This window comes from Pseudarthrobacter sp. MDT1-40-2 (assembly GCF_059383595.1).
On record NZ_JBWZCL010000002.1, the window covers coordinates 442,151 to 463,962 of the forward strand.

Consider the following 21,812-nt stretch of genomic DNA (forward strand, 5'->3'; position numbering starts at 1 on the left):
CTCCCCATACCGTCCGAGCGCTACCAGCCGGTAGTCTGTGATCCACAATGTTCACCTTGACAATTAACCAGACGGACAGCCGACGCGATGGCGACCTGGTTCCCAGGCTGCTGAAGGAACTTCGGCACATCCCTGCACGCCTGGATTTTGACCGTTCCATCGAGGACGAGGTCCAGGGAGTTCTGGATTGCCCGCACCAGACTGTCGAGGCTGCACTGATTGCCCTGCGGGCCGGGGCATGGTTTGTAGGGATCGGCGTGGGCCCCCTCAATGAGCCGCTGCCTAACCAGATCAAGGACGCCTCCGGGCACGGCCTGATTTACGCACGCAGGGCAGTGGACCGGCTCCGGCAGGGCAAAGACCGGGTTCCCGTCGCCGTTGACGGGCCCCTGCCCGAACTGACCACCGAAGCCGAAGCCGTGCTGCGGCTCCTGGGCCACATCGTGCGCGACCGCAGCCAGGCCGAGTGGCGGGTGCTGGACCTGCTCACCCCCGGCGTGCGCGGGCAACAGAAGGCCGTGGCACAGGCGCTGGGAATCAGCACCCAGGCAGTCAGTAAGGCCGTGGCCCGCTCACAGTGGAATGAAGAACATGCCGCCCGGCCGGCCGCTGCGCGACTGCTGGCGCTGATCCTCGAGGTCCGCTAACCGGGCCTGCTTGCCTCCCGGGCTACCTGGCGCAGTGCTTAGACGAGGCTGCGCAATACGGCTGCGGCGCCGTCGTCCAACACTGACTTGGTCACTTCATCCGCAGCAGCCAGGACTTCTTCCGGCGCCTGGCCCATGGCCACTCCGCGGCCAGCCCAGCTGAGCATCTCGATATCGTTGCGGCCATCGCCGATAGCCACAGTGTTCCCGGCATCGATGCCCAGCCGGACCCGGAGGGATTCCAGGGCGCTTGCCTTGGTGACTCCCGCCGCGGCTATGTCCAGCCACGCCGTCCAGCCGACAGAGTACGTCACGCCGGCCAGGCCCACTTGCGCGATAGCTTCCTGGAATTCTTCGGATGTGTTCTGGCTGCTGAAAACCACCACACGGACGGCGGTGGATTTCAGCATGGTCTGGAAATCCACACCGATCGCTTCCACGCCAAAACTTGCATCTTCGAAGCGTTCGGTGGCCAGGAAGTTGCCGTCCTCGTCCTCCAGTGCGTACTTGGCCGTGGGCAGCTTCTTCCGCAGGGCACGCAAGGCTGGAGCGGGATCAAAAGTTGCCTTGTGGATGACCTCGTAGCCGGCTTCCAGCTCAGGATCCAGCCGGAGTGTCACGCCGCCGTTGCAGCACACGGCATACCCGCGGTCAATGCCGATCTGCTCGATGACGGGCAGGGTGGCATTGAGTGACCGGCCGGTGGCAATCATTACTTCGTGGCCGGCGGCGACAACGGCCTGCGCGGATTCGCGGACGGCGGGTGACATGTGGCCGTCGTGGTCCACCAGGGTCCCGTCAACATCCAGGGCAACCATAAGCCGCGGGGCGCTGTTGCCGTTCAAGGCGGCTTTGCGCTCGGTTCGGATTTCTGTGTTTCGCTGGTCTTCGGTGCCAGCGACTGAGGATTCAGTCAAAATAGTCATGCCTCCAGTAGACCAGAAACCCCTGCCCGGAGCCTAGGACGCAGGCCACTGCCGCCATGAACTCCGGGTTAATACCCACAGGCTTCCCACAGTGTGGATGTTACCGAATCCCCCGCTAGTGGAGAATTCACCGGCGTACGCGGCAGGGAATCCTCCACTAGCCGGGGGATAAATGGTTTCACCGAAAGTAGCGGCTACAGGACCGGCAATACCTCGAGCCCGCCCAGGTACTTCCGAAGGGCCACGGGCACGTTGACCGAGCCGTCAGGGTTCTGGTGGTGCTCCAGGATGGCCACGATCCACCGGGTGGTGGCCAGTGTTCCGTTAAGGGTGGCCACGGCACGGGTGCCCTTGGTGACACCTTCGGCATTGACCGTGCGCTCACGAATGTTCAGGCGGCGGGACTGGAACGTGGTGCAGTTGGAGGTGGAAGTCAGTTCACGGTAGGCGCCCTGCGTGGGAACCCAGGCCTCGCAGTCGAACTTGCGGGCGGCGGACATGCCCAGATCCCCGGCGGCAGTGTCGATCACGCGGTAGGGCAGTTCACACTTGGCCAGCATTTCCTCTTCCCAGGCCAGGAGCCGCTGGTGCTCTGCTGCGGCTTCCTCGACAGTGGTGTAGATGAACATTTCCACCTTGTTAAACTGGTGGACGCGGATGATGCCGCGCGTGTCCTTGCCGTGCGAGCCCGCTTCCCGGCGGTAGCAGGAGCTCTGGCCGGCGTAACGGACGGGACCGGCGGACAGGTCCAGGATCTCGTCGGCGTGGTAGCCCGCCAGGGCCACCTCCGAGGTACCCACCAGGTACAGGTCGTCTTCGGCCAAACGGTAGATCTCGGCGTCGTGCTTTACATCAAAGCCCGTGCCCTGCATGGTCTCCGGACGTACCAAAGTAGGTGTGATCATCGGGACGAAACCGGCGTCGATGGCCTGTTCCATAGCCATCTGCAGCAGCGCCATCTCCAGCCGGGCCCCGACGCCGCGGAGGAAGTAGAACCTGGAACCGGATACCTTGGCGCCGCGCTCCATGTCGATTGCGCCAATAAGCTCACCAATTTCCAGGTGGTCGCGCGGTTCGAAGTCGGTGAACTCGCGGGGTGTGCCAACAGTCTTGACCACCACGTAGTCGTCCTCGCCGCCCTCGGGAACGCCGTCCTCGACGAGGTTGGGGATCACGCGCAGGAGTTCCTCCTGGGTGGCCTGGGCGGCGTCGGCCTCGGCGGAGGCAGCCTTCACCGCGTTGGCCAGCTCCCGGACTTCAGCCAGGAGCGCCTGCTTTTCCTCGCCCTTGGCCTGCGCCACCTTCTTGCCGAAGAGGTTCTGCTCGGCACGAAGGTTCTCGTAGCGGATCAGCGCGGCACGGCGGCCGGCATCGGCGGAAATGATCGCGTCCACCACGGATTCGTCGGCGCCGCGGGCGCGCTGGCTGGCACGGAACTTGTCCGGGTTTTCGCTGAGTTCTTTTACGTCGATCACCAGATAAGGGTATCGAATCCGGAGCGGCCGGCCGCCCGCCACCTGCCCAGGGCAGCCGTGTGCCGTAGGCGGGTTAGTGTTGAACCACCATGGGCGACTGGATCATCATCTTTCTGATCGCTGGGGGCGTGGTGTTCGTCGTCTCCAGTTGGTGGGGCGTGCGCCGGCTTAAGGCCCGCCACACCCGCAAGGCCGTGCAGGAGGATTTGCAGCAGGGGAAGGCGCCCGGGCCGCAACGCGTGGCCCTCATCCTAAACCCCATCAAACACCGCTCGTCCGAGGCAAAAACACTGATCCAGCGCGCCTGCCTGTCCGCCGGGTGGGCGGAACCGCGCATTTACGAAACCACGGCTCAGGAGCCCGGATATGCCCAGGCGCGTAAGGCATTGGCGCAAGGGGCCGACGTCGTACTGGTGGGCGGCGGGGACGGCACAGTCCGCGCCGTGGCTCAGGCCCTCGCAGGCACCCAGGTGGCCATGGGACTGATTCCGCTGGGCACGGGCAACCTGCTGGCCCGGAACGTGGGCGTGGACCTGAACGACCTCCACACCAATGTCCAGACCGCCCTGTACGGCCAGCAGCGCTTTATTGACACCGCGCGGATAAAGATCGAAAACGCCTGGACCGGCACGTCGTCGGAGCACGGCTTCCTGGTGATCGCCGGGATAGGGATGGATGCCGAGGTGGTGGGCGATACCAACGCGCAACTGAAGAAGGCCGTGGGCTGGCTCGCCTACACCGAAGCAGGGATGCGCCATCTGCCGGGCCGGCGGAAAAGGGTTTCGATCACACTCGACGACGGCCCCGAGCAGGTGCGGAAGATCCGCTCGGTGCTCTTCGCCAACTGCGGCCTGATCCCCGGCGGTATTGACTTCATTCCGCAGGCAATGATTGACGACGGCGTGCTGGACGTTGTGGTGATGAGTCCGCGCAGCTTCGCCGGCTGGCTCATCATGTACTTCAAGATCATCTTCAAGCACGGCGGAACACTGCCGTTCATGACTGTTTACCGCTCCGGCAAGATCGTCATCAAGTGTGCCGAGCCGATGCCCACCCAACTCGACGGTGACCCCCATGGTGAGGCCACAAAGGTCACCGTGACTATCGATCCACTGTCATTGCTGATCAGGGTGAAGCCCACTGTGGTGGCCCCGGCGCTGATGGCACGGGCGGAATCACCAGGCCTCCGGGAATCCTAGCTCGCCTTCTTGGCAGCTTCCTCGGCAGCAGCTTTGGCGGCGGCGCGGGCCTCGGACTGTTCCCGGATCATGGCCTGTTCCTCTTCGAAGCGAAGGCGGTCGGCGCGGTCGGCTTCGTCCCCGTCCCAGTCCTGGTTGTCCGCCGTCGGCTTGGGATTCACGATGATTCCCTGGCCGTCGTTGTTGTCAATGCTCATCTCCGGCATGACGCACTCCCTTCGCTGGGGCCCTTCGCCCTTTGGATCAAGTAAGCATACGCATTGTTTGACGACCAAGGAAGTACCCCGGCCGGCGGGGCGCCAAGGGGGGCGCCGGCGGGATCCCAGCCAGGCGGCGAAGGCTAGGCGCCGGTTGGAGGGCGAAGGATACGGGCGGGCCTAAAGCACTATCGGCTTGAGGCCGTTATCCGAGACCAGCGGCTTGCCCGCTTCAAGCCAGTGGTCCATGCCGCCGGCAACATTCACCGCGGAGTAGCCCTGCCCAACGAGCCATTGGGCGGCCCGGAACGAGCGCCCTCCGGTGCGGCAAATGACGTACAGGTCCTGGTCCGGGTCCAGCTCTGAGAGGCGGGCCGGCAGCTGGTCCAAGGGGATGTGCAGGGCGCCTTCAGCATGGCCGGCCACCCATTCGTAGTCCTCGCGGACATCGAGAAGCGTGGCATCGGCGGGCAGCCCGGTGACGTTAACGGTCTCGAAATCGCTCATGGCAGTCCTCAATCTGGGGTCTCAGGGTTCCTGTTTTAAGCCTGGCGTCGGCAGTGCCGGCGCCAAGAAGACGGGGTTTCAGTAACTGTAGGTGGAACTGGCGATTGCCACGCCAACGATAGCCACCACCCAGAAAAGGCCGTAGCCGAGCAGGCACAGGTAGCCCAGCACCAGGCCGGTGATGGACAGTGCCTTGCCCGCTGGTTCCCGCTTCAACCCGAGGTGACCGGTGACGATGGCGGCAATCTGGGGGAGCATGATGATGCCCATAACCACGGCCACGATGCCGCATACCAGGCTGGCGATGCTCAAGCCCTTGGGCTGTGGCTGCGCTCCGTAGTACATGGGCGGACCGTACTGGCCCGGCTGGCCATAGGGGGTGGACCCGTACTGTTCCTGACCGTACGGCGCCCCGGCCTGGCCCGGGTTGTAACCCTGGTTGAACTGGGTCGGGCTGTATGGGTCCTGGCCGTACTGGCCCTGGTTATACAGCGGGGGCGGTGGAATCTCAGAGCCCTGCGGCGGCACGAAAGCTGGAGGTTCGTAGGATGGCGGGGTATCCGCCGGGCCGGACCCTTCCGGGCGCTGGTTCGGTTGTTCGGTCATGGTTCCCCCTCGGAAATTCTGCTTTTCTCCAGCCTACAGCCGAAGCCTGCCCCCGTAGCCCTCATCGCGGCAGCAAGGAACGCGGGTGGCCGGGGCACCTGAAGCGAGGCTGCCAAGCCGGAAACTTCTGATGGACCCCCATCCACCCATCGGAAACTGGTTGCCCAAGGTCGGCAAAAATGTGACAATAACGGGTTCTCGATGCCAGCATGGGGTAAATGACGACTTCCCAAGACACCGTCGCCCCAGCCAAAAGCCACGGCGACTCCGCATTTTTCGGGCACCCGAAGATGCTGGCCAGCCTGTTCTCCGTTGAAATGTGGGAGCGCTTCTCCTTCTACGGAATGCAGGGAATCCTCCTCTACTACATGTACTTCACGGCAGACCAGGGCGGCTTGTCGATTGACAAGGCCCTCGCTGCCACCCTTGTAGGCGCATATGGCGGCGGCGTGTACCTCTCCACAATCCTGGGAGCCTGGCTGGCTGACCGGGTATTTGGTTCCGAGCGGGTCCTGTTCGGCTCAGCCATGATGATCATGGCGGGCCATGTGGCTCTGGCCCTCCTGCCCGGCATCCCTGGCCTGACCGCGGGCCTGATCCTCGTGGCCATCGGCTCCGGAGGCCTGAAGGCCAATGCCACCTCATTGGTGGGCACGCTGTACGGCGAAAAGGATGAACGCCGTGACGCCGGCTTCTCCATCTTCTACATGGGCATCAACCTTGGCGGTCTGGTAGGACCGCTGGTGACCGGCTGGCTGCAGGAAAGCCGTGGCTTCCACTGGGGCTTCGGTGCGGCGGCCGTTGGCATGGCTATCGGCCTGGGCATCTACTCACTGGGCCGCAAGAGACTGCCGGCCGAAGCGCACCACGTGGCAAATCCCCTGCCGGCTGCGGACCGCAAGCGTTACGGCCTGATTTTCGTGGGAATCATCGCCGTCATCATGCTTCTTCTGGTCACGGGGATCGTCCATGCAGAGAACCTCGCCCGCACCATGGCTTATGCGGCAATCGGCGCCTCGGTCATCTACTTCACGCTGATCTTCCGCAGCCGGGAAGTAACCGCAGTGGAACGGAGCCGGGTGCTCGCCTTCATCCCCCTCTACATCGCCTCGGCGGGTTTCTGGGCACTGTTCCAGCAGCAGTTCACGTTCATCGCCGTGTACTCGGAGGAGAAGCTGGACCGGAACCTCTTCGGCTGGGAGATGCCGGCAGCATGGGTGCAGTCAATTAATCCGGTCTTCATCATTATCTTCGCCGGTGTCATGGCAGCCCTGTGGACCAAGCTGGGCCAGAAGCAGCCCAGCTCACCCGTTAAGTTCGCCGCAGGCCTGCTCGTGATGGGCCTGGCCTTCCTGGCGTTCATCCCACTGTCGGGGGCCGGAAAGACGCCGCTGCTGGCGCTGGTGGGAATCCTGTTCCTCTTTACGCTCGCGGAACTGTTCCTTTCGCCCATCGGCCTGTCGGTGAGCACGAAGCTTGCCCCCAAGGCCTTCCACACACAGATGGTGGCCTTGTTCTTCCTCTCGGTCTCCCTGGGCACCACGCTCGCCGGGATTCTGGCTGGCCTGTACAACCCTGACAACGAACTTCCGTATTTCCTTGGCATAGGCGGAGCGGCCGTGGTGCTCGCCGCTGCCTTGGCAGCCGGAGCACCGGCCATCCGGAAGCTCATGGCAGGAGTCCGCTAAGCCCAAAGCCCTCAGGTACCAGCCGCGCACCGCCGGCCGTCGGTCGTTGGTCGGTCGTCGACAGCTGCATGCTGGACCCGCGGACACGCTAGGCTTCCCCATGACCGATATCCACGACATGCCGGCCGTACGGCTAAGGGACGCGCTTCGGACGGGTGAGCTGTCCGCCCGCGAGGCAACAGCGCATTTCCTCACCCGGATCGATAAGCAGAATCCTCTGCTGGGTGCCTTCGTGACCGTTACGGCGGAGCAGGCGATGGCGGATGCTGCGGCAGCGGATGCCCGGCTTGCCAGGAGCGGCAGGGACGGCCTGCCGCTCCTGCACGGCATGCCGGTAGCCTTCAAGGATCTAACGGACGTCGCAGGAGTTGTAACCACTCACGGCAGCGCTGCGCTGGATCACAAACCCGCTCCTGCCGACGGGGCGCTGCCTGCAGCCCTGAAAGCCGCGGGGGTTCTCTCCCTTGGCAAAACCCAGGTTCCGGAGTTCGGACTGACTGCCTACAGCGAAAACCGGATAGCCCCGCCGTCGCGCAATCCCTATTCCCCTGCCCGCAGCTCCGGCGGTTCCTCAGGAGGCAGTGCTGCCGCCGTGGCTGCGGGACTCCTTCCGTTCGCACCCGGGACCGACGGCGGCGGGTCCATCCGCATTCCGGCTGCCGCCTGCGGGCTGGTGGGCCTGAAGCCAGGCCGGGGCGTGGTGGCAGCCGGCGAGAGTCCCGGCGACGCCGCCCGCCTGGTGGTGGCCGGTCCGTTGGCCCGGAGTGCAGCGGACGCCGCCTTGATGATGGGTGCGCTGGTGCTGTCCCGGCCGGGCAGCAACGGCAGTTTCCTGGACGCCGTGGACCACGGACCGGCACCACTGCGGATCGGGGTGACCCTGGACAGTCCGTGGGCCGGCTCGTTCCCGTTCGAGACCGGGCCGGAGGCGCTCGCCGCGCTCCGGAAGGGCAGCGAAATGCTCGAGCACGCCGGACACACAGTTACCGAAACCTCCATCCGCTATGACAACCGCTATCCGGATGCTTTCACCACGGCTTGGACCGCTGGCGTCGGAGATGCCCGGATCAGCCCGCACCGGGAGGCGCTGCTGACCCCGCTGACCCGGACCTTCCGGCGTCGTGCCCAGCAACGCAGCAGCGCCAAGCTCAATGAATCACTGGCGTTCCTGCGGAAGTTCGAGCGGGATACCGTCACGCAATACAACGCCTGGGATTTGATGCTGATGCCTTCCCTGGCCCAGACCCCGCGCCCGGTGGGCTGGTTCACCGGGGCAACACACAGCAGCGCTCCCTGGCCGGCCGCTGCGTGGCCCCACGACGCCGACGGCGACTACCGCAGGCAGTGCGAATTCGCGCCGTGGTCCTCCATGGTGAACGTCTGCGGCCTGCCGGCAATCACACTGCCGGTGTACTGGACCGGCGGCTCCCGCGGTGTTGGGCTGCCGATGGGAATCCAGCTTGTTGGACCGGCGGGATCGGAGTTGCTGCTGCTTCAGGTGGCATTCCAGCTCGGGTTTTAGGAACAAGCAGGGGGTGACGTCACAGGAGCGGGAATTGGTGCCGATCGTTTTTCCTCCGCGCCCGGTCTGGCATGCTGGTTCAATGGCTAGCCGAGCGGGCACAGTTGCCCAACCCCAGGACCTTGTTGACATCACTGCTCTTCTTGACGCGTACTACGACGTCAGCCCTGACCTGTCCGATCCCGGCCAGCGGGTGGTCTTCGGAACCTCCGGGCACCGCGGATCGAGCCTGAAGGCATCGTTCAACGAATTGCACATCCTCGCGATCACCCAGGCGATTGTGGAATACCGGGCGGGGCAGGGCATCACCGGGCCGCTGTTCCTGGCCAAGGACACCCACGCGCTCAGCGAGCCCGCGCAGAACTCCGCCCTGGAGGTCCTGGCGGCCAACAACGTCCAGGTACTCATCGACGCCCGGCACGGCTACACGCCCACGCCCGCCCTGAGCCACGCCATTCTCAGCTACAACAACAAGGCAGCCGCAGGAGCCCCGCAGGCTGACGGCATTGTGGTCACGCCCAGCCACAATCCGCCCGGCGATGGTGGCTTCAAGTACAACCCGCCGCACGGCGGCCCCGCCGATTCTGATGCCACCGGCTGGATCGCCAACCGCGCCAACGAGCTCCTGGAGAACGACCTCCGCGGTGTGAAGCGGGTTCCGGTTGCCGAGGCACTGAACGCGGACAGCACCGGAAAGTTCGATTTCCTCAGCAGCTATGTGGATGACCTGCCGTCCGTGCTGGACCTGGATGCCATCCGCGACGCCGGAGTACGGATCGGTGCCGATCCCATGGGCGGCGCCGCTGTGGATTACTGGGGTGAGATCGGTGAGCGCCACCACCTCAACCTGACGGTGGTCAACCCGGCTGTGGATCCGCAGTGGGCGTTCATGACCCTGGACTGGGACGAAAAAATCCGTATGGACTGCTCGTCACCGTCGGCGATGGCCTCACTGATCAACCGGATGGCTGCTTCGCCGGACGGACAGTCGGCGTTCGACATCGCCACCGGTAACGACGCAGACGCGGACCGCCATGGCATCGTCACCCCTGTCATTGATGGCGTGGGCGGGCTGATGAATCCGAACCACTACCTGGCCGTCGCCATCGACTACCTCTACCGGAACCGCAGCGGCTGGAACCCCGGGTCCGTGGTCGGCAAGACCCTGGTCTCCTCCTCGATGATCGACCGGGTGGCGGAGAGCCTGGGCCGCAAGCTTGTTGAAGTGCCTGTCGGTTTCAAGTGGTTCGTCCCGGGCCTGCTCTCCGGCGAAGGCGCATTCGGCGGCGAGGAATCCGCCGGCGCTTCCTTCAACAAGAAAGACGGCAGCGTCTGGACCACCGACAAGGACGGCATCCTGTTGGCCCTGCTGGCCTCGGAAATCACCGCTGTCACCGGCAAGTCGCCGTCCCAGCTGTACAAGGGCCTCACCGATCAGTTCGGCGCACCCGTCTATGCACGGATCGACGCTGCCGCGACGCGGGAGCAGAAGTCGGCACTCGGCAAGCTGTCGGCGTCGGATGTCACTGCCACTGAGCTGGCAGGCGAGGCGATCCTGGCGAAACTGACGGAAGCACCGGGCAACGGCGCGGCGATCGGCGGGCTCAAGGTGGTGACGGAGAACGCCTGGTTCGCGGCCCGGCCTTCCGGCACTGAAGACGTCTACAAGATCTACGCCGAGTCCTTCAAGGGCGAGGAGCACCTCAAGCAGGTCCAGGCGGAAGCCAAGAAGCTGGTGGACGGCGTGATCGGCTAGTCGTCTTCGGTTAGACGGTGCGCACAACGTCCTCGTAGGCGAACTTGGGCTTGGCCTCGCCGAAGGCGTCCGGGCCCGGCTGGCCGATGTTAACCACGAGGAAACTCTTCTGCTCGCCCGCAGGGAAGAAGGCTGCGTCGATGGCGGAGAAGTCCGCGCCGGTCATGGGGCCGGCGGCAAAGCCCAGCGAGCGCACGGCGAGGATGAAGTAGCCGGCCTGCAAATGGGCGTTGTTGTTGCCGGTCTGGGCGGCAACGTCGGGGGCGGCGTCGTACATGGCCTTGGGGGCGTTGTAGCCGGGGAGGAAAGTGTCCCACCGTTCGGTCCAGGCGGTGTCGTAACTGAGGATGGCAACCAGTGGAGCGGCAGCGGTCTTGGCCTTGTTGCCGGACATCATGGCGTCGACCAGCTTGGCCCGGGCTTCCTCAGACCGCACGTAAGTGATGCGCAGCGGCTGGGAGTTGAACGCGGTGGGGCCAAATTTGGTGAGCTCGTAGATGGCACGGGCCTGGTCCTCGGTCACCTCGCCGGTGAAGGAACTGGCAGTGCGGGCCTGGGCAAAGATTGCGTCTACGGCGGCGGAATCGATGATGGCTTCTTCGTGGGCAATGGTCATGAGGGTCCCTTTCGTGGGGCCGAGTATTGAGCTGGCCGGATGATTCGCTGTCCCCGGCTTCAACTCGGTATCACCGCCGCCGCTTCCCTTCCGCGCAGTGAGATTGAGCACACGCCACAGCACCGCGCCCACTGGCGGTAAAGTTGCACCGAAGCTAAAGCCCCTCGGCTGCACTCCCCACTTTGAAAGGCCTCCGCCCATGAGCATGCTCGGAACCACATGGAAGCTGCACGGCAACGGCAAATCCATCCGGCCCGGCCACGTGGTGGCACCCAATGAACGCCTCTCCTGGCCGCTGACCATCGGCGTCGGCATGCAGCACGTGGTGGCGATGTTCGGCGCGACGTTCCTGGTCCCCATCATCACCGGCATGCCGCCGGCCACCACCCTGCTGTTCTCCGGCATCGGCACCCTGCTGTTCCTGGTGATCACCCGCGGCCGGGTGCCCAGCTACCTGGGTTCCAGCTTCGCGTTCATCGCACCCATCGCGGCGTCCCAGCAGCAGTACGGCGTTGCCGGTGCGCTGGGCGGAGTGGTGCTTGCCGGCGTCGTACTGGCCCTGATTGGTGCGGTAGTGCACAAGTTCGGCGCCGGCTGGATTAACCGGCTGATGCCGCCAATCGTTACCGGTGCGATCGTGGCGCTGATCGGCCTCAACCTGGCGCCGGCCGCGAAGAACAATTTTGACCTGGCCCCTGTCACCGCCTTGGTCACGCTGGCTACGATCATCCTGGTGAGCGTCCTGTTCCGGGGAATTTTGGGCCGCCTGAGCATCCTGGTGGGCGTGGTGGTGGGCTACATTGTGGCCATGCTGCGCGGTGAAGTCAGCTACGAAAAGATGGACGCCGCCGCGTGGATCGGACTGCCGCAGTTTCAGACGCCGGAGTTCCATCTTGGCGTGGTGGGCCTCTTCGTGCCGGTGGTGCTGGTGCTGGTGGCTGAGAACATCGGACATGTGAAGTCGGTGGCGGCAATGACCGGTCAGAACCTCGACGACGTCTCCGGGCGCGCGCTGATGGCAGACGGCGCCGCCACCGTACTCGCAGGCTTCGGCGGCGGCTCAGGCACCACCACCTACGCGGAAAATATCGGCGTTATGGCTGCCACCAAGGTGTATTCAACGGCGGCCTACTGGGTTGCGGGCATCTTCGCCATCCTGCTGAGCTTCTCGCCCAAATTCGGCGAACTGATTGCTACCGTCCCGGCGGGCGTCCTGGGCGGTGCCGCCACCATGCTGTATGGCATGATCGGCATCCTTGGCGTGAAGATCTGGGTGCAGAACCGGGTGAACTTCGCCAACCCGATCAACCTTACGACGGCGGCAGTCGCCTTGATCATTGGCATTGCCGATTACACGTGGACCATGGGCGAGCTGACGTTCACCGGAATCGCCCTGGGTTCCGCGGCGGCCCTGGTGATCTACCACGGCATGAAGGCCATAGCGAAGGCGCGAGGAACCGTAGCCGAGCCGGAAACCGAAGCGGAATCCGGAACCAAGGGCCGTTCACCGGCGGTTGAGTCGGCCGTGAACGCAGCGGCCAAGCGGGCCGGGAAGAAGCGCTAGCAGCAGGCCGGCCGCTGTTTCGTCACCGCTAAGATAAACCTGTTTGAAGTGCGGCAATAGTCGGGGGAGCTATGGGCGAGTGGGTCTGGCCAGCGTACGTAGGCGTCGTTGGCGGAGCGATGCTGTTCCTTGCGTTTATGGTGCCGCTCGTTGCCATCCAGTACCGGATGTACGGCCGCTTCACCCTGCTTCGTTTCCTCGGCGCCGCAAGCCTCAGCATCTACGGGGTAGGGCTGGTTGCCTACACCCTGCTCCCGTTACCTGACCCGGCCTCATTGGTGTGCCCGCCGGGCGGCAGCGTGTTCCAAGGCGTTCCTTTCGCCTTTGTCGCGGACATCCGCCGGGAAACGGCGGGACTGGACGTCACCGGAACACTGACCAGCCACGCCACCTTGCAGGTGGCGTTCAACGTCATTTTGTTTATTCCTTGGGGCGTCATTGCCCGGCGGTACTTGTCATGGGGCATGCCGGTTTCAGTGCTCTCCGGCGCTGCTGCGTCCTTGGTGATCGAACTGACGCAGTACACCGGGCTGTGGGGCCTCTACGACTGCGCCTACCGGGTAGGCGACGTGGACGACCTCATGGCCAACACCCTCGGGGCGTTGATCGGCGCAGTGCTCGCACCATTCCTGCTCTGGTTCATGCCTCAGCGGAAAGAACTCCTCGTCACCCGGCGCCAGAGCCGGCCGGTCACAGTGTGGCGGCGGTGGCTGGGTATGGTGATCGATTACGCCGCGCTCAGCCTGCTGGGATTCACGTTTGTGGTGCTGTACCGCATAGCGCTGATCGTCTTGGGCTTGGAGCTTCCCGCCACAGAGGATCCAGCCACGCAGGTCCTCGCCCTCCTGGTTCCCGGGTTCCTGGTGTTCTACCTGCCCGCATTCTTTGCAACCGGAGCATCCTTGGGCCAGCGTGCGGTGTGGTTGACGCCTCAGTGGCAGGCGGGCACGCCACCCCGGCGGCTCCTCCGGGCAAGCGCCACTGGAGGTCTTTACACGCTGCTGGCGTTCCTCGCCGCGGTGCTCCCGCTGCCGGTCCTCGATACCCTCTCCGGGCTGGTGCTGTTTACCGCATTCGTTGCCGTTCCTTTGAGCAGGAAGCGTGGGCTCTCGGGCGTGGCCAGCGGGGCGCAGATGGTTGATGCCCGTGCGGTACGGGAACCGGCCCGGTCACAGGCTTAGTCCGGAACGGCACCCACCACACGCCAGCGATACTTGCAACAAAGTCGCTTGAGCATTAGCGCTGCTGTTACTTACCACGCGCCAGCCCATCCCAACGATGAGCGTTTTTGGCCAATGTGGTCCACGTCTCACGCGGCGCTCCGTGCGTGCTAACTTGATCATCGCGTGTGGTCCGGACGGGAACTCCCCGAGTACCCTGAAGGCCGGAATCCGGCATCAGCCAAGCGATTCCGCGCGCCCGATTTTTGCCCGACGTACCAACCTCACGGAGGATCCATGAGCGCTGCCCCGCTCCAAGAAGTAGACCCAATCGGCGGCTCGGCTCGTCCGCAGGAACCGGGTCTCCGGCGGTCCATGGAGGCCCGTCACCTGGTGATGATCGGACTTGGGGGCGTGATCGGTTCAGGCCTGTTCGTCAGCTCCGGATACACGATTTCCCAGGCAGGTCCGCTGGGCGCGGTGATCGCCTACCTGATTGGCGCCGTCGTGGTTTACCTGGTGATGTCCTGCCTCAGCGAGCTGGCCATCGCCTACCCCGTGTCGGGCGCTTTCCACATCTACGCGGCCCGCTCAATTGGCCCGGCCACCGGCTTCACCACGGCGTGGCTTTACTGGCTGACCTGGGTGGTTGCGCTGGGCTCGGAATTTACGGCCGCCGGCCTGCTGATGCAGCGCTGGTTCCCGGAGGTTCCCGTCTGGATCTGGTGCCTGCTCTTTGCCTCCGTGCTTTTCGGGATGAATGCCATTTCCTCACGCGTCTTCGGCGAAAGCGAATTCTGGTTCGCCATGATCAAGGTTGCCGCCGTCGTCGGCCTGATCATTCTGGGCGGCGCGGCCCTTCTCGGCTTCCACCCGATGGCAGAGAAGAACTACCCCCACCTGTTTGAGAACTTCACCACCAGCGAGGGGCTCTTCCCGAACGGATTCACCGGAGTGCTGGTCACGGTACTGGTGGTGTTCTTTGCGTTCTCCGGATCCGAGCTCATCGGCGTCGCCGCCGGCGAGACTACCGATCCGGCCAAGAATATCCCCAAGGCCATGAGGACCACAGTCCTGCGCCTGGTCATCTTTTTCATCGGCGCCATCACGGTTATCGCGGCCACCATCCCCTATGAGCAGGCCGGGCTCGATGAAAGCCCCTTTGTGACGGTCTTTTCCACCATCGGGGTCCCCTATGCGGCGGACATTATGAACTTCGTTGTCATCACGGCGCTGCTCTCCGCGGGCAACAGCGGCCTGTACTCCTGCGCAAGGATGCTCTTCTCGCTCTCCAGCGAAGGCCATGCGCCCAAGGCGTTCCGCAAGCTCACCAAACGCGGCATCCCCATGCTTGCCCTGGTCGTCAGCATCTTTGGCGGCCTTGCGTCGCTGATCAGCAGCGTGGTGGCGCCCACCACCGTGTACCTGATACTCACGTCGGTAGCCGGGTTCGCCACCGTGGCCGTGTGGATGTCCATCGTGGCGTCGCACTTCTTCCACCGCCGTGCCTTCGTCCGCAACGGCGGGGATCTCTCCGCCCTCCCCTACAAGGCGCCGCTTTTCCCGCTGGTCCCGATCCTGGCCTTCGTGGCCTGCCTGGGCTCGATGATCGGCATCGGCTTCGATCCCACCCAGGCCCCGGCGCTGTACTTCGGCGCCCTCTTCACCATTGCCTGCTACGTGTTCTTCCACTTCAGGTACGGCAAGGGACGCCGCGACCGCACGCCGGATGCACTGCCGGGCGCTGCGGCCGTGCCCGGCGAAGAAACGAAGTCCGGCGAAGAAGCAGAGAAGGTTCCCGTTTAGGGGTTAACCGATTCCTGGGTAGCCACTTCGATCAAAGCGAGGAGCCTCAGCACGGCTGGATTGGCCGTCTGCTCATTCCATGCCAGTTCTAGGTCTGCGCGATTCAGTTCCTTCATGCCGTGCCGTCCATCTATCTCATGGAACTCGACGCCCGGCGGAGCAAATGCCATGGCGGAGGCGGGCACCAGAGTCACGCCGAGTCCGGCCTGCACGAATGCGAGAAGAGCCGGCACCTGGCTTGCATATTGGGTGATATTTGCATGGGCGCCTGCCGTGGCAAACAACCGCAGCACGAGGTCGTGGAAGTACCGGGCCTCCTTGGTCGAATACATCAGCAACGGCCGCCTGTCCAAGGACCCCAAGGGCAGGGGCTCACCCGGCGGTACTCCCGTATTGCCCAGCATTGAACTGCCTTCAGGCAAGGCCACCACCAGCCGGTCCTGCATGAGGGGCCTGGACACCACGCCCGGCCGGGCCACAATTGGCCTCAGCAGGCCTATGTCAACCGTCCCTTTCACAAGCCCGTCCATCTGATCCGTGGTAACCAGTTCACGGAGGACGAAAGATACTCCAGGCATGCCCTCCGCAGCCTTTCGCAGCATGACCGGGAGGGCACTTTGCCCGGCAATGGCTGTATACCCCACAGTGATTGTTCCCGACTGGCCCGCCGAGACCTTCCGCACGTCCAGGTCCGTCTTGATGCACATGTCTAGGATCTGCCGGGCCCTGGGCAGCAACGTAGCCCCGGCAGCGGTGAGCTCCACCTTGCGGCTGGTCCTGCTGAAGAGCATAGTGTTGAGCTTCTTTTCCAGGATCTGGATCTGCCGGCTAAGGGGTGGCTGCGTCATATTGAGCCGCTCAGCGGCCGCGCCGAAGTGCAGTTCCTCGGCCACGGCTACAAAGGCCTCCAACTGGAGCAAAGAAAACATTCATACCCTAACTGGATAGTTGAGTGCACAAATTAGCTTGGACCTGCATGGACGACTTCCCCTATCGTCGGTGGTCAGGACCACTTAGGCAAGACCGACCACCCAGGAGCACAACGCCGTGACGAAGGAATATCTTCCGGACCATTACCTCAACCAGGCACAGATCACAGCGGTCTCTATCACCCCAGCGGCCCTCAAGGATCCGCCACTCCTTAATACTGTGGGCGTCCACGAGCCATTCGCCCTGCGGGCCATCGTTGAAGTCAAGACCGACTCAGGAATTTCGGGGTTGGGTGACACCGGCTACATGAAAAAAATTCACCCGTCCTGCGAGTTGCAGAGCCCGCGGTGGTAACGGCATCTTCGGCTGAGGGCCATACCGTGGAATCCCTTCGGATAGTAGTCACTGATGCCATCATCAGCCGATTTGAAGACAATTTGCGGACCGGCGGCGGCGCACACCATTGGGACATGGCCGCAGACTGGACTTCCCAGCGCCAGCTTGAAGCGCTGGCGAGTGCCGACGTCGTAGTTTGTTCCTCCCTCAACGCCGAGGAAGCGGAGGTGGCGCGCAACGCCCGCCTGGTCCACGTTACCGGGGCAGGCTACGACAAAATCTATCTGCAGGGCCTCGCTCCGGGAACTGAGGTTGCGAACACCTTTCATCACGCACGCCCTATCGCGGAGCATGTCGTCATGGTTACTTTGATGCTGTTGCGGAACGTGGCCGCAGCGGACCGTGCCGTACGGCGAGGACAATGGCGAACCATCGCCACCGCTGATGACGTGCCGTTCCATCCCGTCCTCACGGACCTGACAATGGGACTGGTAGGGCTGGGTTCCATCGGGGCGGAAACGGCCCGGCTGGCCGGAGCATTGGGGATGAAGGTGCAGACAGTGCGGCAAAACCCCCAAGCGCCTCTCCCGGCCGGGCTGCAGCTGGACTGGGTCGGAGGGGAACATGACCTCCACACGTTGCTGGCAACGTCCGACGTCGTGGTGGTGACAGTCCCGCTGAACGCCCGGACGGAGGGGATGATCGGAATAGCCGAACTGTCGGCGATGAAGACCAGTGCCCTGCTGATCAACGTGGCCCGAGGGCCTGTCGTCGAGCAGTCTGCCCTGTACACCGCGTTAAAGGAGCAGCGGATTGCAGGTGCGGGTGTTGACGTCTGGTGGGGCTCTCCAAAAGATGACGCAGCCCCTTCGTCGGCATTGCCGTTTGCATCACTTGATAACACGGTCCTTACCCCGCACCACTCCGGCCACGCACGGGTAACCATCGAACGCCGGGCAAACGACATTGCCACCAACATCGCACGGCTTGCCCGGGGCGCGAAGCTGATGAACGTGGTGGACCGTGACGTTCCAGCTATCAGGGAATCAAAGTCAGCTGAATAATCAGCAGGGCACTGCCCAGCGCCGAGGCCGAGAGAGCAAGCGCCTTCAGTCGTTTTGCCGTGAGGTGGCGGTTGGCAAAACGGGAAGCGATGTAGCCGGCCAGAACGGCGGGGACCATCCACATGGCCAGCGTCAGTATTTCTTCGGTCACCGCCCCTGCAATCCAGAGCATCACCATTGAAATGGATGAGCCAACCATGAAGAAGGCACTCATGGTTCCTCTTAGCCTGGGCCCGTTGTGCCCCTGCCACATCAGGGCCATGGGCGGACCGCCAATCGAAGTGGCTGTCCCCATAATGCCCGACGCTGCTCCCGCGACTACGAGGTTGACCGGGAGTGGACGGGGAGCCCAGCCCAGGCCCGCAAGCAGGAGGCCTGTCAGCACCACGGCGACAACCACCCATGCGAGCCCCTCCTTGGACATCGTCGCCACCAGCCACGCACCGAGGAAACTGCCCGGAACCCGGCCTGCCAGGGCCCACCCTGTGCCACGAAGGTCCAGGCTTTGGCGCTCCCGGACCGTCACTAAAATCGTCACGAGCAAGGCAAGGAGGATCAGCGAAGCCGGCAGCATAGCCGGATTCACCATTGCGATCACCGGTGCGGCCAGCATGCCCATGCCGAAGCCGCTGGATGCTTGCAGGCATGCGGCCAGGAAGATCACGCCCGCAATGACTGCGTACTCGCTGCCCGTCACAAGGCTGTGGCCGCGACGCCGGCAAGGCCCTTGATAGAACTAAGCGGGAAATGGCACTCGGCGCCGTGCCGCCTGCCGTCAGGGGCTGTGACGACGTGTGGTTCCGGCGCCGTGGTGGCGCAGATGTCCTGGGCCTGCCAGCACCGGGTGCGGAAGCGGCAGCCGGATGGCGGGTCCAGCGGTGAGGGGAGTTCGCCTTTGAGGACGATCCGGTCCCGCTTGGCCCTGCTGACATCGAGTTTCGGCGACGCTGACATCAGGGCTGCAGTATATGGGTGGCGGGGATGGTCAAAGACCTCCTCAGTTTCCCCTGTCTCGATGATCCTGCCCAGGTACATCACAGCCACTCTGTCGGCCACGTGCCGGACCACCGTCAGATCATGCGAAATGAAGATGTAGGAGACGTTCAGCTCCCGCTGCAGCTCGTTGAGCAGGTTGAGCACCTGCGCCTGGACCGAAAGGTCCAACGCGGACACAGGCTCGTCCAGGATGATAACGTCCGGGTTCAGGGCCAGGGCGCGGGCGATGCCGATGCGCTGGCGCTGACCGCCGGAGAACTCCTGCGGTGACTTTCGGGCGTCGGAGGGGCGTAGTCCCACCATATGCAGCAGTTCGCGGACACGGGCTTCCCGTTCCCGGGACGTCGGGTAAAGGCTGCGGTGGGTGGCCCAGGGCTCAGCGATGATGTCGCCTGCGTTCATGCGGGCGTTGAGGGAGGCGAAAGGATCCTGGAAAACCATCTGCACCCGCCGCCGCCAGTTCAACAGTTCCTTGCCGCGAAGCCCGAACGGGTTTGTTCCCTCAAAGGTGACAGTTCCGTCATCGGGCGTTTCCAGCATCATCAGGGTGCGCGCGAGGGTGGATTTGCCGCAGCCGGATTCACCTACCAGCCCGAGGGTTTCACCCCGGCCCACCGTGAGGCTGATACCGTCCAGCGCTTTGAGTCGCGTATTACCACTGGCGCTCTTGGCCACATGGAACGTTTTGGAGAGGCCATCGATCTTCAGGAGCGGCTCAGACATTGGTGATCTCCTCACTAAAGTGGCAGGCGGCGACTCGGGCGGGCTGCCCGTCACTCCCGGGAGGAACACTCGCGGGAATGCTGGTCTTGGGTGCGCCTTTGCCCGGTCCAACGACGGGACGCAGCACTGGCCGCTCAGCTCTGCAAATTTCCTGCGCCATGGGGCAGCGGGACTGGTACACGCAGCCGGCGGGAATGTCGTGAAGTTCCGGCGGGCTGCCCGGAATGGACTTCAGCTGGGCGCCACGTTCCAAATGCACGGGCACTGATTCAAGGAGCCCTTTGGTGTAGGGGTGGCGGGGATCCGCGAACACTTCCGCCACCGGCCCGCTTTCCACGACGTTTCCTGCGTACATTACGGCCACAGAATCTGCCTCCTCGGCCACCACCGCAAGGTCATGGGTGATGAGGATGACAGCCATCTGGCCCTCCTCACGGAGCGTCCTCAAGAGCTGCATGATCTGCGCCTGAACGGTGACGTCCAAGGCGGTGGTGGGCTCATCGGCGATCAAGAGGCGGGGGTTGAGCGCTACCGCCATTGCGATGAGGATGCGCTGGCGCATGCCACCGGAAAACTGGTGCGGATAAGAATTGATCCGTAATTCGGGTTCTGGAATGCCCACCCGTTTCATCAGGTCAATGGCCTCTGCCCGTGCCTGTTTGGCGTTCAGTCCCCGGTGGATCCGGAAGGCCTCACCAAGTTGTGTTCCGACTGTATAGACCGGGTTCAAAGCTGTGAGGGCGTCCTGGAAGACAATACCCAGCTCAGGGCCGGCGAACTTCAGCCGTTCCTTGGGACTGAGGGCCGCCAGGTCCGTGCCGTTGAGGACGATCCGGCCGCCGGCCAGGTCGCAGACGGGGTCCATAATGCCTGCCAACGCCTTCGCCGTCATGGATTTGCCACAACCCGATTCTCCAAGCAACGCCAGCGTCTCGCCGGCACGGGCCTCAAAACCCACGCTGTTCACGGCGCGAACGGTCCCCCGGTGGGTTCGGATATCCACCGCCAGGTCGCGGACCGTGAGGACCACGTCATGGGCTTTCGTTCGCAGGTGCGCTGCTCCTGCGTCGGTACGGGAACTTGCAGTGGGTGCTTGTTCGGCAGCTGCTTTCACGGCTGTGCCTCCTTGACTGGAATGCGGGCAATGAGCCGCTTGCGGGGAAGGGCAAGCCGCCAGCGCTGGGCAGGGTCCGTGGCGATACGGAGCCAGGCGGCGAGGACGTTGGCAGCAATTGTGGTGATCACAATGGCGACACCGGGGAAGATGGACAGCCACCAGGCCGTTTGGAGGTACTGCCTGCCCTGGGACACCATCAGCCCCCAACTGACGTCCGGGGGCTGGATGCCGATGCCCAGGAAGCTCAATGACGACTCTGCAAGCATGACGTAGCAGAACTCAAGAGTGGCCAGCGTCAACAGAGTGGGCAGCACCACAGGAATGACGTGCCGGACAATGATTGCGTTCGGCTTGGCGCCGAATGTACGGGCAGCATCCACGAACGTCCTGCTTTGCAATTCGGACGACTCCGCCCGCGCAGTGCGCAAGTAGATTGGTATGCGGGTGAGTGCCAGAATCAAAACGATGTTCGCGGCGCTGGGACTGAACACGTAGAGGACCACTACGGCCAGCAGCAGCGACGGGAAGCTCATGATGACATCCGCGATGCGCATGGAGACGTTCTCCCGCCAGCCGCGGTGGTATCCGGCCCAGACGCCCCACAGGGAACCTACCAGGAGTGCAACCGCCACAGCGGGCAAGGCGACTGCAAGGGTAGTCCGGCTGGCAACCACCAGCCGGGCAAGCATGCTGCGGCCCAGTGAATCGCTGCCCAGGAAATACTCCCAGCCATGCGCCAGAGTGAACGGTGCCTTGTTCGCGAACAGCAGGTTCTGTTTGGTGGCCAGGTCACCGACAACCGCAGGCCCGATGAGGGCGGTCATGCCGACGAGGATCAGGACCAAAGCAGAAGCAGTAGCAAAGCGGTCCTTGAGCAGGAGCCGGAAGAGGCTGAGCTTCCCGTCTTCAGTGCCCTTCCCCTCAGTGCCGGCAGGGATCTGCTCCGGAAGCACGTTTTCAGTGAATGCACTTTTCAT

21 protein-coding genes are annotated in these 21,812 nt (G+C 63.8%); 10 read left to right on the forward strand and 11 right to left on the reverse strand.

Annotated elements, in window-relative coordinates; translation table 11 throughout:
• The first annotated feature begins 47 nt into the window (after positions 1–47).
• The gene (locus AC50X5_RS08265; RefSeq protein WP_494975611.1) at positions 48–647 is read left to right on the forward strand and encodes a hypothetical protein; all 600 of its coding nucleotides are present in this window, start codon (positions 48–50) and stop codon (positions 645–647) included.
• Between the two features lie 38 nt (positions 648–685).
• On the opposite strand, the gene AC50X5_RS08270 is transcribed toward AC50X5_RS08265, so the two are convergent.
• Both AC50X5_RS08270 and serS read right to left on the reverse strand, forming a co-directional pair.
• On the reverse strand, positions 686–1,573 hold the full coding sequence (locus tag AC50X5_RS08270) for an HAD family hydrolase (RefSeq protein WP_494975612.1): 888 nt from the start codon (positions 1,571–1,573) through the stop codon (positions 686–688).
• Positions 1,574–1,767: 194 nt separating this feature from the next.
• Positions 1,768–3,048: a serine--tRNA ligase gene (serS, locus tag AC50X5_RS08275; RefSeq protein ID WP_494975613.1), complete on the reverse strand. Its 1,281-nt coding sequence runs from the start codon at positions 3,046–3,048 to the stop codon at positions 1,768–1,770.
• 89 nt (positions 3,049–3,137) lie between these two features.
• On the opposite strand from serS, the gene AC50X5_RS08280 reads away from it, so the two are divergent.
• Positions 3,138–4,247, forward strand: coding sequence for a diacylglycerol/lipid kinase family protein (locus AC50X5_RS08280; RefSeq protein WP_494975614.1), 1,110 nt, complete (start codon positions 3,138–3,140; stop codon positions 4,245–4,247).
• Here the strand turns inward: AC50X5_RS08280 and AC50X5_RS08285 are convergent.
• From AC50X5_RS08285 to AC50X5_RS08295, 3 genes are all read right to left on the reverse strand, one after another.
• A complete protein-coding gene (locus tag AC50X5_RS08285; protein ID WP_463937987.1) occupies positions 4,244–4,444 on the reverse strand; it encodes a hypothetical protein in 201 nt (66 codons plus the stop codon). The two genes, AC50X5_RS08280 and AC50X5_RS08285, sit on opposite strands and share 4 nt — an antisense overlap.
• A 180-nt stretch (positions 4,445–4,624) precedes the next feature.
• Positions 4,625–4,951, reverse strand: coding sequence for a rhodanese-like domain-containing protein (locus AC50X5_RS08290; RefSeq protein WP_493983559.1), 327 nt, complete (start codon positions 4,949–4,951; stop codon positions 4,625–4,627).
• A 78-nt stretch (positions 4,952–5,029) separates the two neighbouring features.
• Positions 5,030–5,557: a DUF4190 domain-containing protein gene (locus tag AC50X5_RS08295; protein ID WP_494975615.1), complete on the reverse strand. Its 528-nt coding sequence runs from the start codon at positions 5,555–5,557 to the stop codon at positions 5,030–5,032.
• Between the two features lie 218 nt (positions 5,558–5,775).
• Here AC50X5_RS08295 and AC50X5_RS08300 point away from each other — a divergent pair, with 218 nt between their 5' ends.
• The 3 genes from AC50X5_RS08300 to pgm all read left to right on the forward strand — a co-directional run bounded on the left by AC50X5_RS08300 (position 5,776) and on the right by pgm (position 10,523).
• Positions 5,776–7,245, forward strand: a complete 1,470-nt coding sequence (locus AC50X5_RS08300) for a peptide MFS transporter (protein WP_494975616.1) — start codon at positions 5,776–5,778, stop codon at positions 7,243–7,245.
• A 100-nt stretch (positions 7,246–7,345) separates the two neighbouring features.
• Positions 7,346–8,767: an amidase gene (locus AC50X5_RS08305; RefSeq protein WP_494975617.1), complete on the forward strand. Its 1,422-nt coding sequence runs from the start codon at positions 7,346–7,348 to the stop codon at positions 8,765–8,767.
• A gap of 82 nt (positions 8,768–8,849) precedes the next feature.
• Complete coding sequence (gene pgm, locus AC50X5_RS08310) at positions 8,850–10,523, forward strand: phosphoglucomutase (alpha-D-glucose-1,6-bisphosphate-dependent) (protein WP_494975618.1); 1,674 nt, start codon at positions 8,850–8,852, stop codon at positions 10,521–10,523.
• Between the two features lie 10 nt (positions 10,524–10,533).
• Here pgm and AC50X5_RS08315 read toward each other — a convergent pair whose 3' ends face one another.
• Positions 10,534–11,139: a malonic semialdehyde reductase gene (locus tag AC50X5_RS08315; RefSeq protein WP_494975619.1), complete on the reverse strand. Its 606-nt coding sequence runs from the start codon at positions 11,137–11,139 to the stop codon at positions 10,534–10,536.
• 199 nt (positions 11,140–11,338) lie between these two features.
• Here AC50X5_RS08315 and AC50X5_RS08320 point away from each other — a divergent pair, with 199 nt between their 5' ends.
• The 3 genes from AC50X5_RS08320 (at position 11,339) to AC50X5_RS08330 (ending at position 15,669) form a co-directional block, all read left to right on the forward strand.
• Positions 11,339–12,703, forward strand: a complete 1,365-nt coding sequence (locus AC50X5_RS08320) for a uracil-xanthine permease family protein (RefSeq protein WP_494975620.1) — start codon at positions 11,339–11,341, stop codon at positions 12,701–12,703.
• Positions 12,704–12,774: 71 nt separating this feature from the next.
• Positions 12,775–13,884: a VanZ family protein gene (locus AC50X5_RS08325; RefSeq protein WP_494975621.1), complete on the forward strand. Its 1,110-nt coding sequence runs from the start codon at positions 12,775–12,777 to the stop codon at positions 13,882–13,884.
• Positions 13,885–14,160: 276 nt separating this feature from the next.
• Complete coding sequence (locus tag AC50X5_RS08330) at positions 14,161–15,669, forward strand: amino acid permease (RefSeq protein WP_494975622.1); 1,509 nt, start codon at positions 14,161–14,163, stop codon at positions 15,667–15,669.
• Here AC50X5_RS08330 and AC50X5_RS08335 read toward each other — a convergent pair.
• Entirely contained in the window at positions 15,666–16,598 is a 933-nt protein-coding gene (locus AC50X5_RS08335; RefSeq protein ID WP_494975623.1) for a LysR family transcriptional regulator, read from the reverse strand. The genes AC50X5_RS08330 and AC50X5_RS08335 overlap by 4 nt on opposite strands.
• Positions 16,599–16,716: 118 nt before the next feature.
• On the opposite strand from AC50X5_RS08335, the gene AC50X5_RS08340 reads away from it, so the two are divergent.
• Entirely contained in the window at positions 16,717–16,953 is a 237-nt protein-coding gene (locus tag AC50X5_RS08340; RefSeq protein WP_494975624.1) for a hypothetical protein, read from the forward strand.
• A 26-nt stretch (positions 16,954–16,979) separates the two neighbouring features.
• Positions 16,980–17,999, forward strand: coding sequence for a 2-hydroxyacid dehydrogenase (locus tag AC50X5_RS08345; RefSeq protein WP_494975625.1), 1,020 nt, complete (start codon positions 16,980–16,982; stop codon positions 17,997–17,999).
• On the opposite strand, the gene AC50X5_RS08350 is transcribed toward AC50X5_RS08345, so the two are convergent.
• The 4 genes from AC50X5_RS08350 to AC50X5_RS08365 are packed head-to-tail and all read right to left on the reverse strand — an operon-like array spanning position 17,974 to position 21,812.
• On the reverse strand, positions 17,974–18,696 hold the full coding sequence (locus AC50X5_RS08350; protein WP_494975626.1) for a sulfite exporter TauE/SafE family protein: 723 nt from the start codon (positions 18,694–18,696) through the stop codon (positions 17,974–17,976). The two genes, AC50X5_RS08345 and AC50X5_RS08350, sit on opposite strands and share 26 nt — an antisense overlap.
• Positions 18,693–19,718: an ABC transporter ATP-binding protein gene (locus AC50X5_RS08355; RefSeq protein WP_494975627.1), complete on the reverse strand. Its 1,026-nt coding sequence runs from the start codon at positions 19,716–19,718 to the stop codon at positions 18,693–18,695. Before AC50X5_RS08355 ends, AC50X5_RS08350 begins: the two co-directional genes overlap by 4 nt.
• Positions 19,711–20,832 (reverse strand): ABC transporter ATP-binding protein, encoded by a 1,122-nt coding sequence (locus AC50X5_RS08360; RefSeq protein WP_494975628.1) that lies wholly within the window; start codon positions 20,830–20,832, stop codon positions 19,711–19,713. Before AC50X5_RS08360 ends, AC50X5_RS08355 begins: the two co-directional genes overlap by 8 nt.
• A complete protein-coding gene (locus tag AC50X5_RS08365) occupies positions 20,829–21,812 on the reverse strand; it encodes an ABC transporter permease (protein WP_494975629.1) in 984 nt (327 codons plus the stop codon). The genes AC50X5_RS08360 and AC50X5_RS08365 overlap by 4 nt, the downstream gene beginning before the upstream one ends.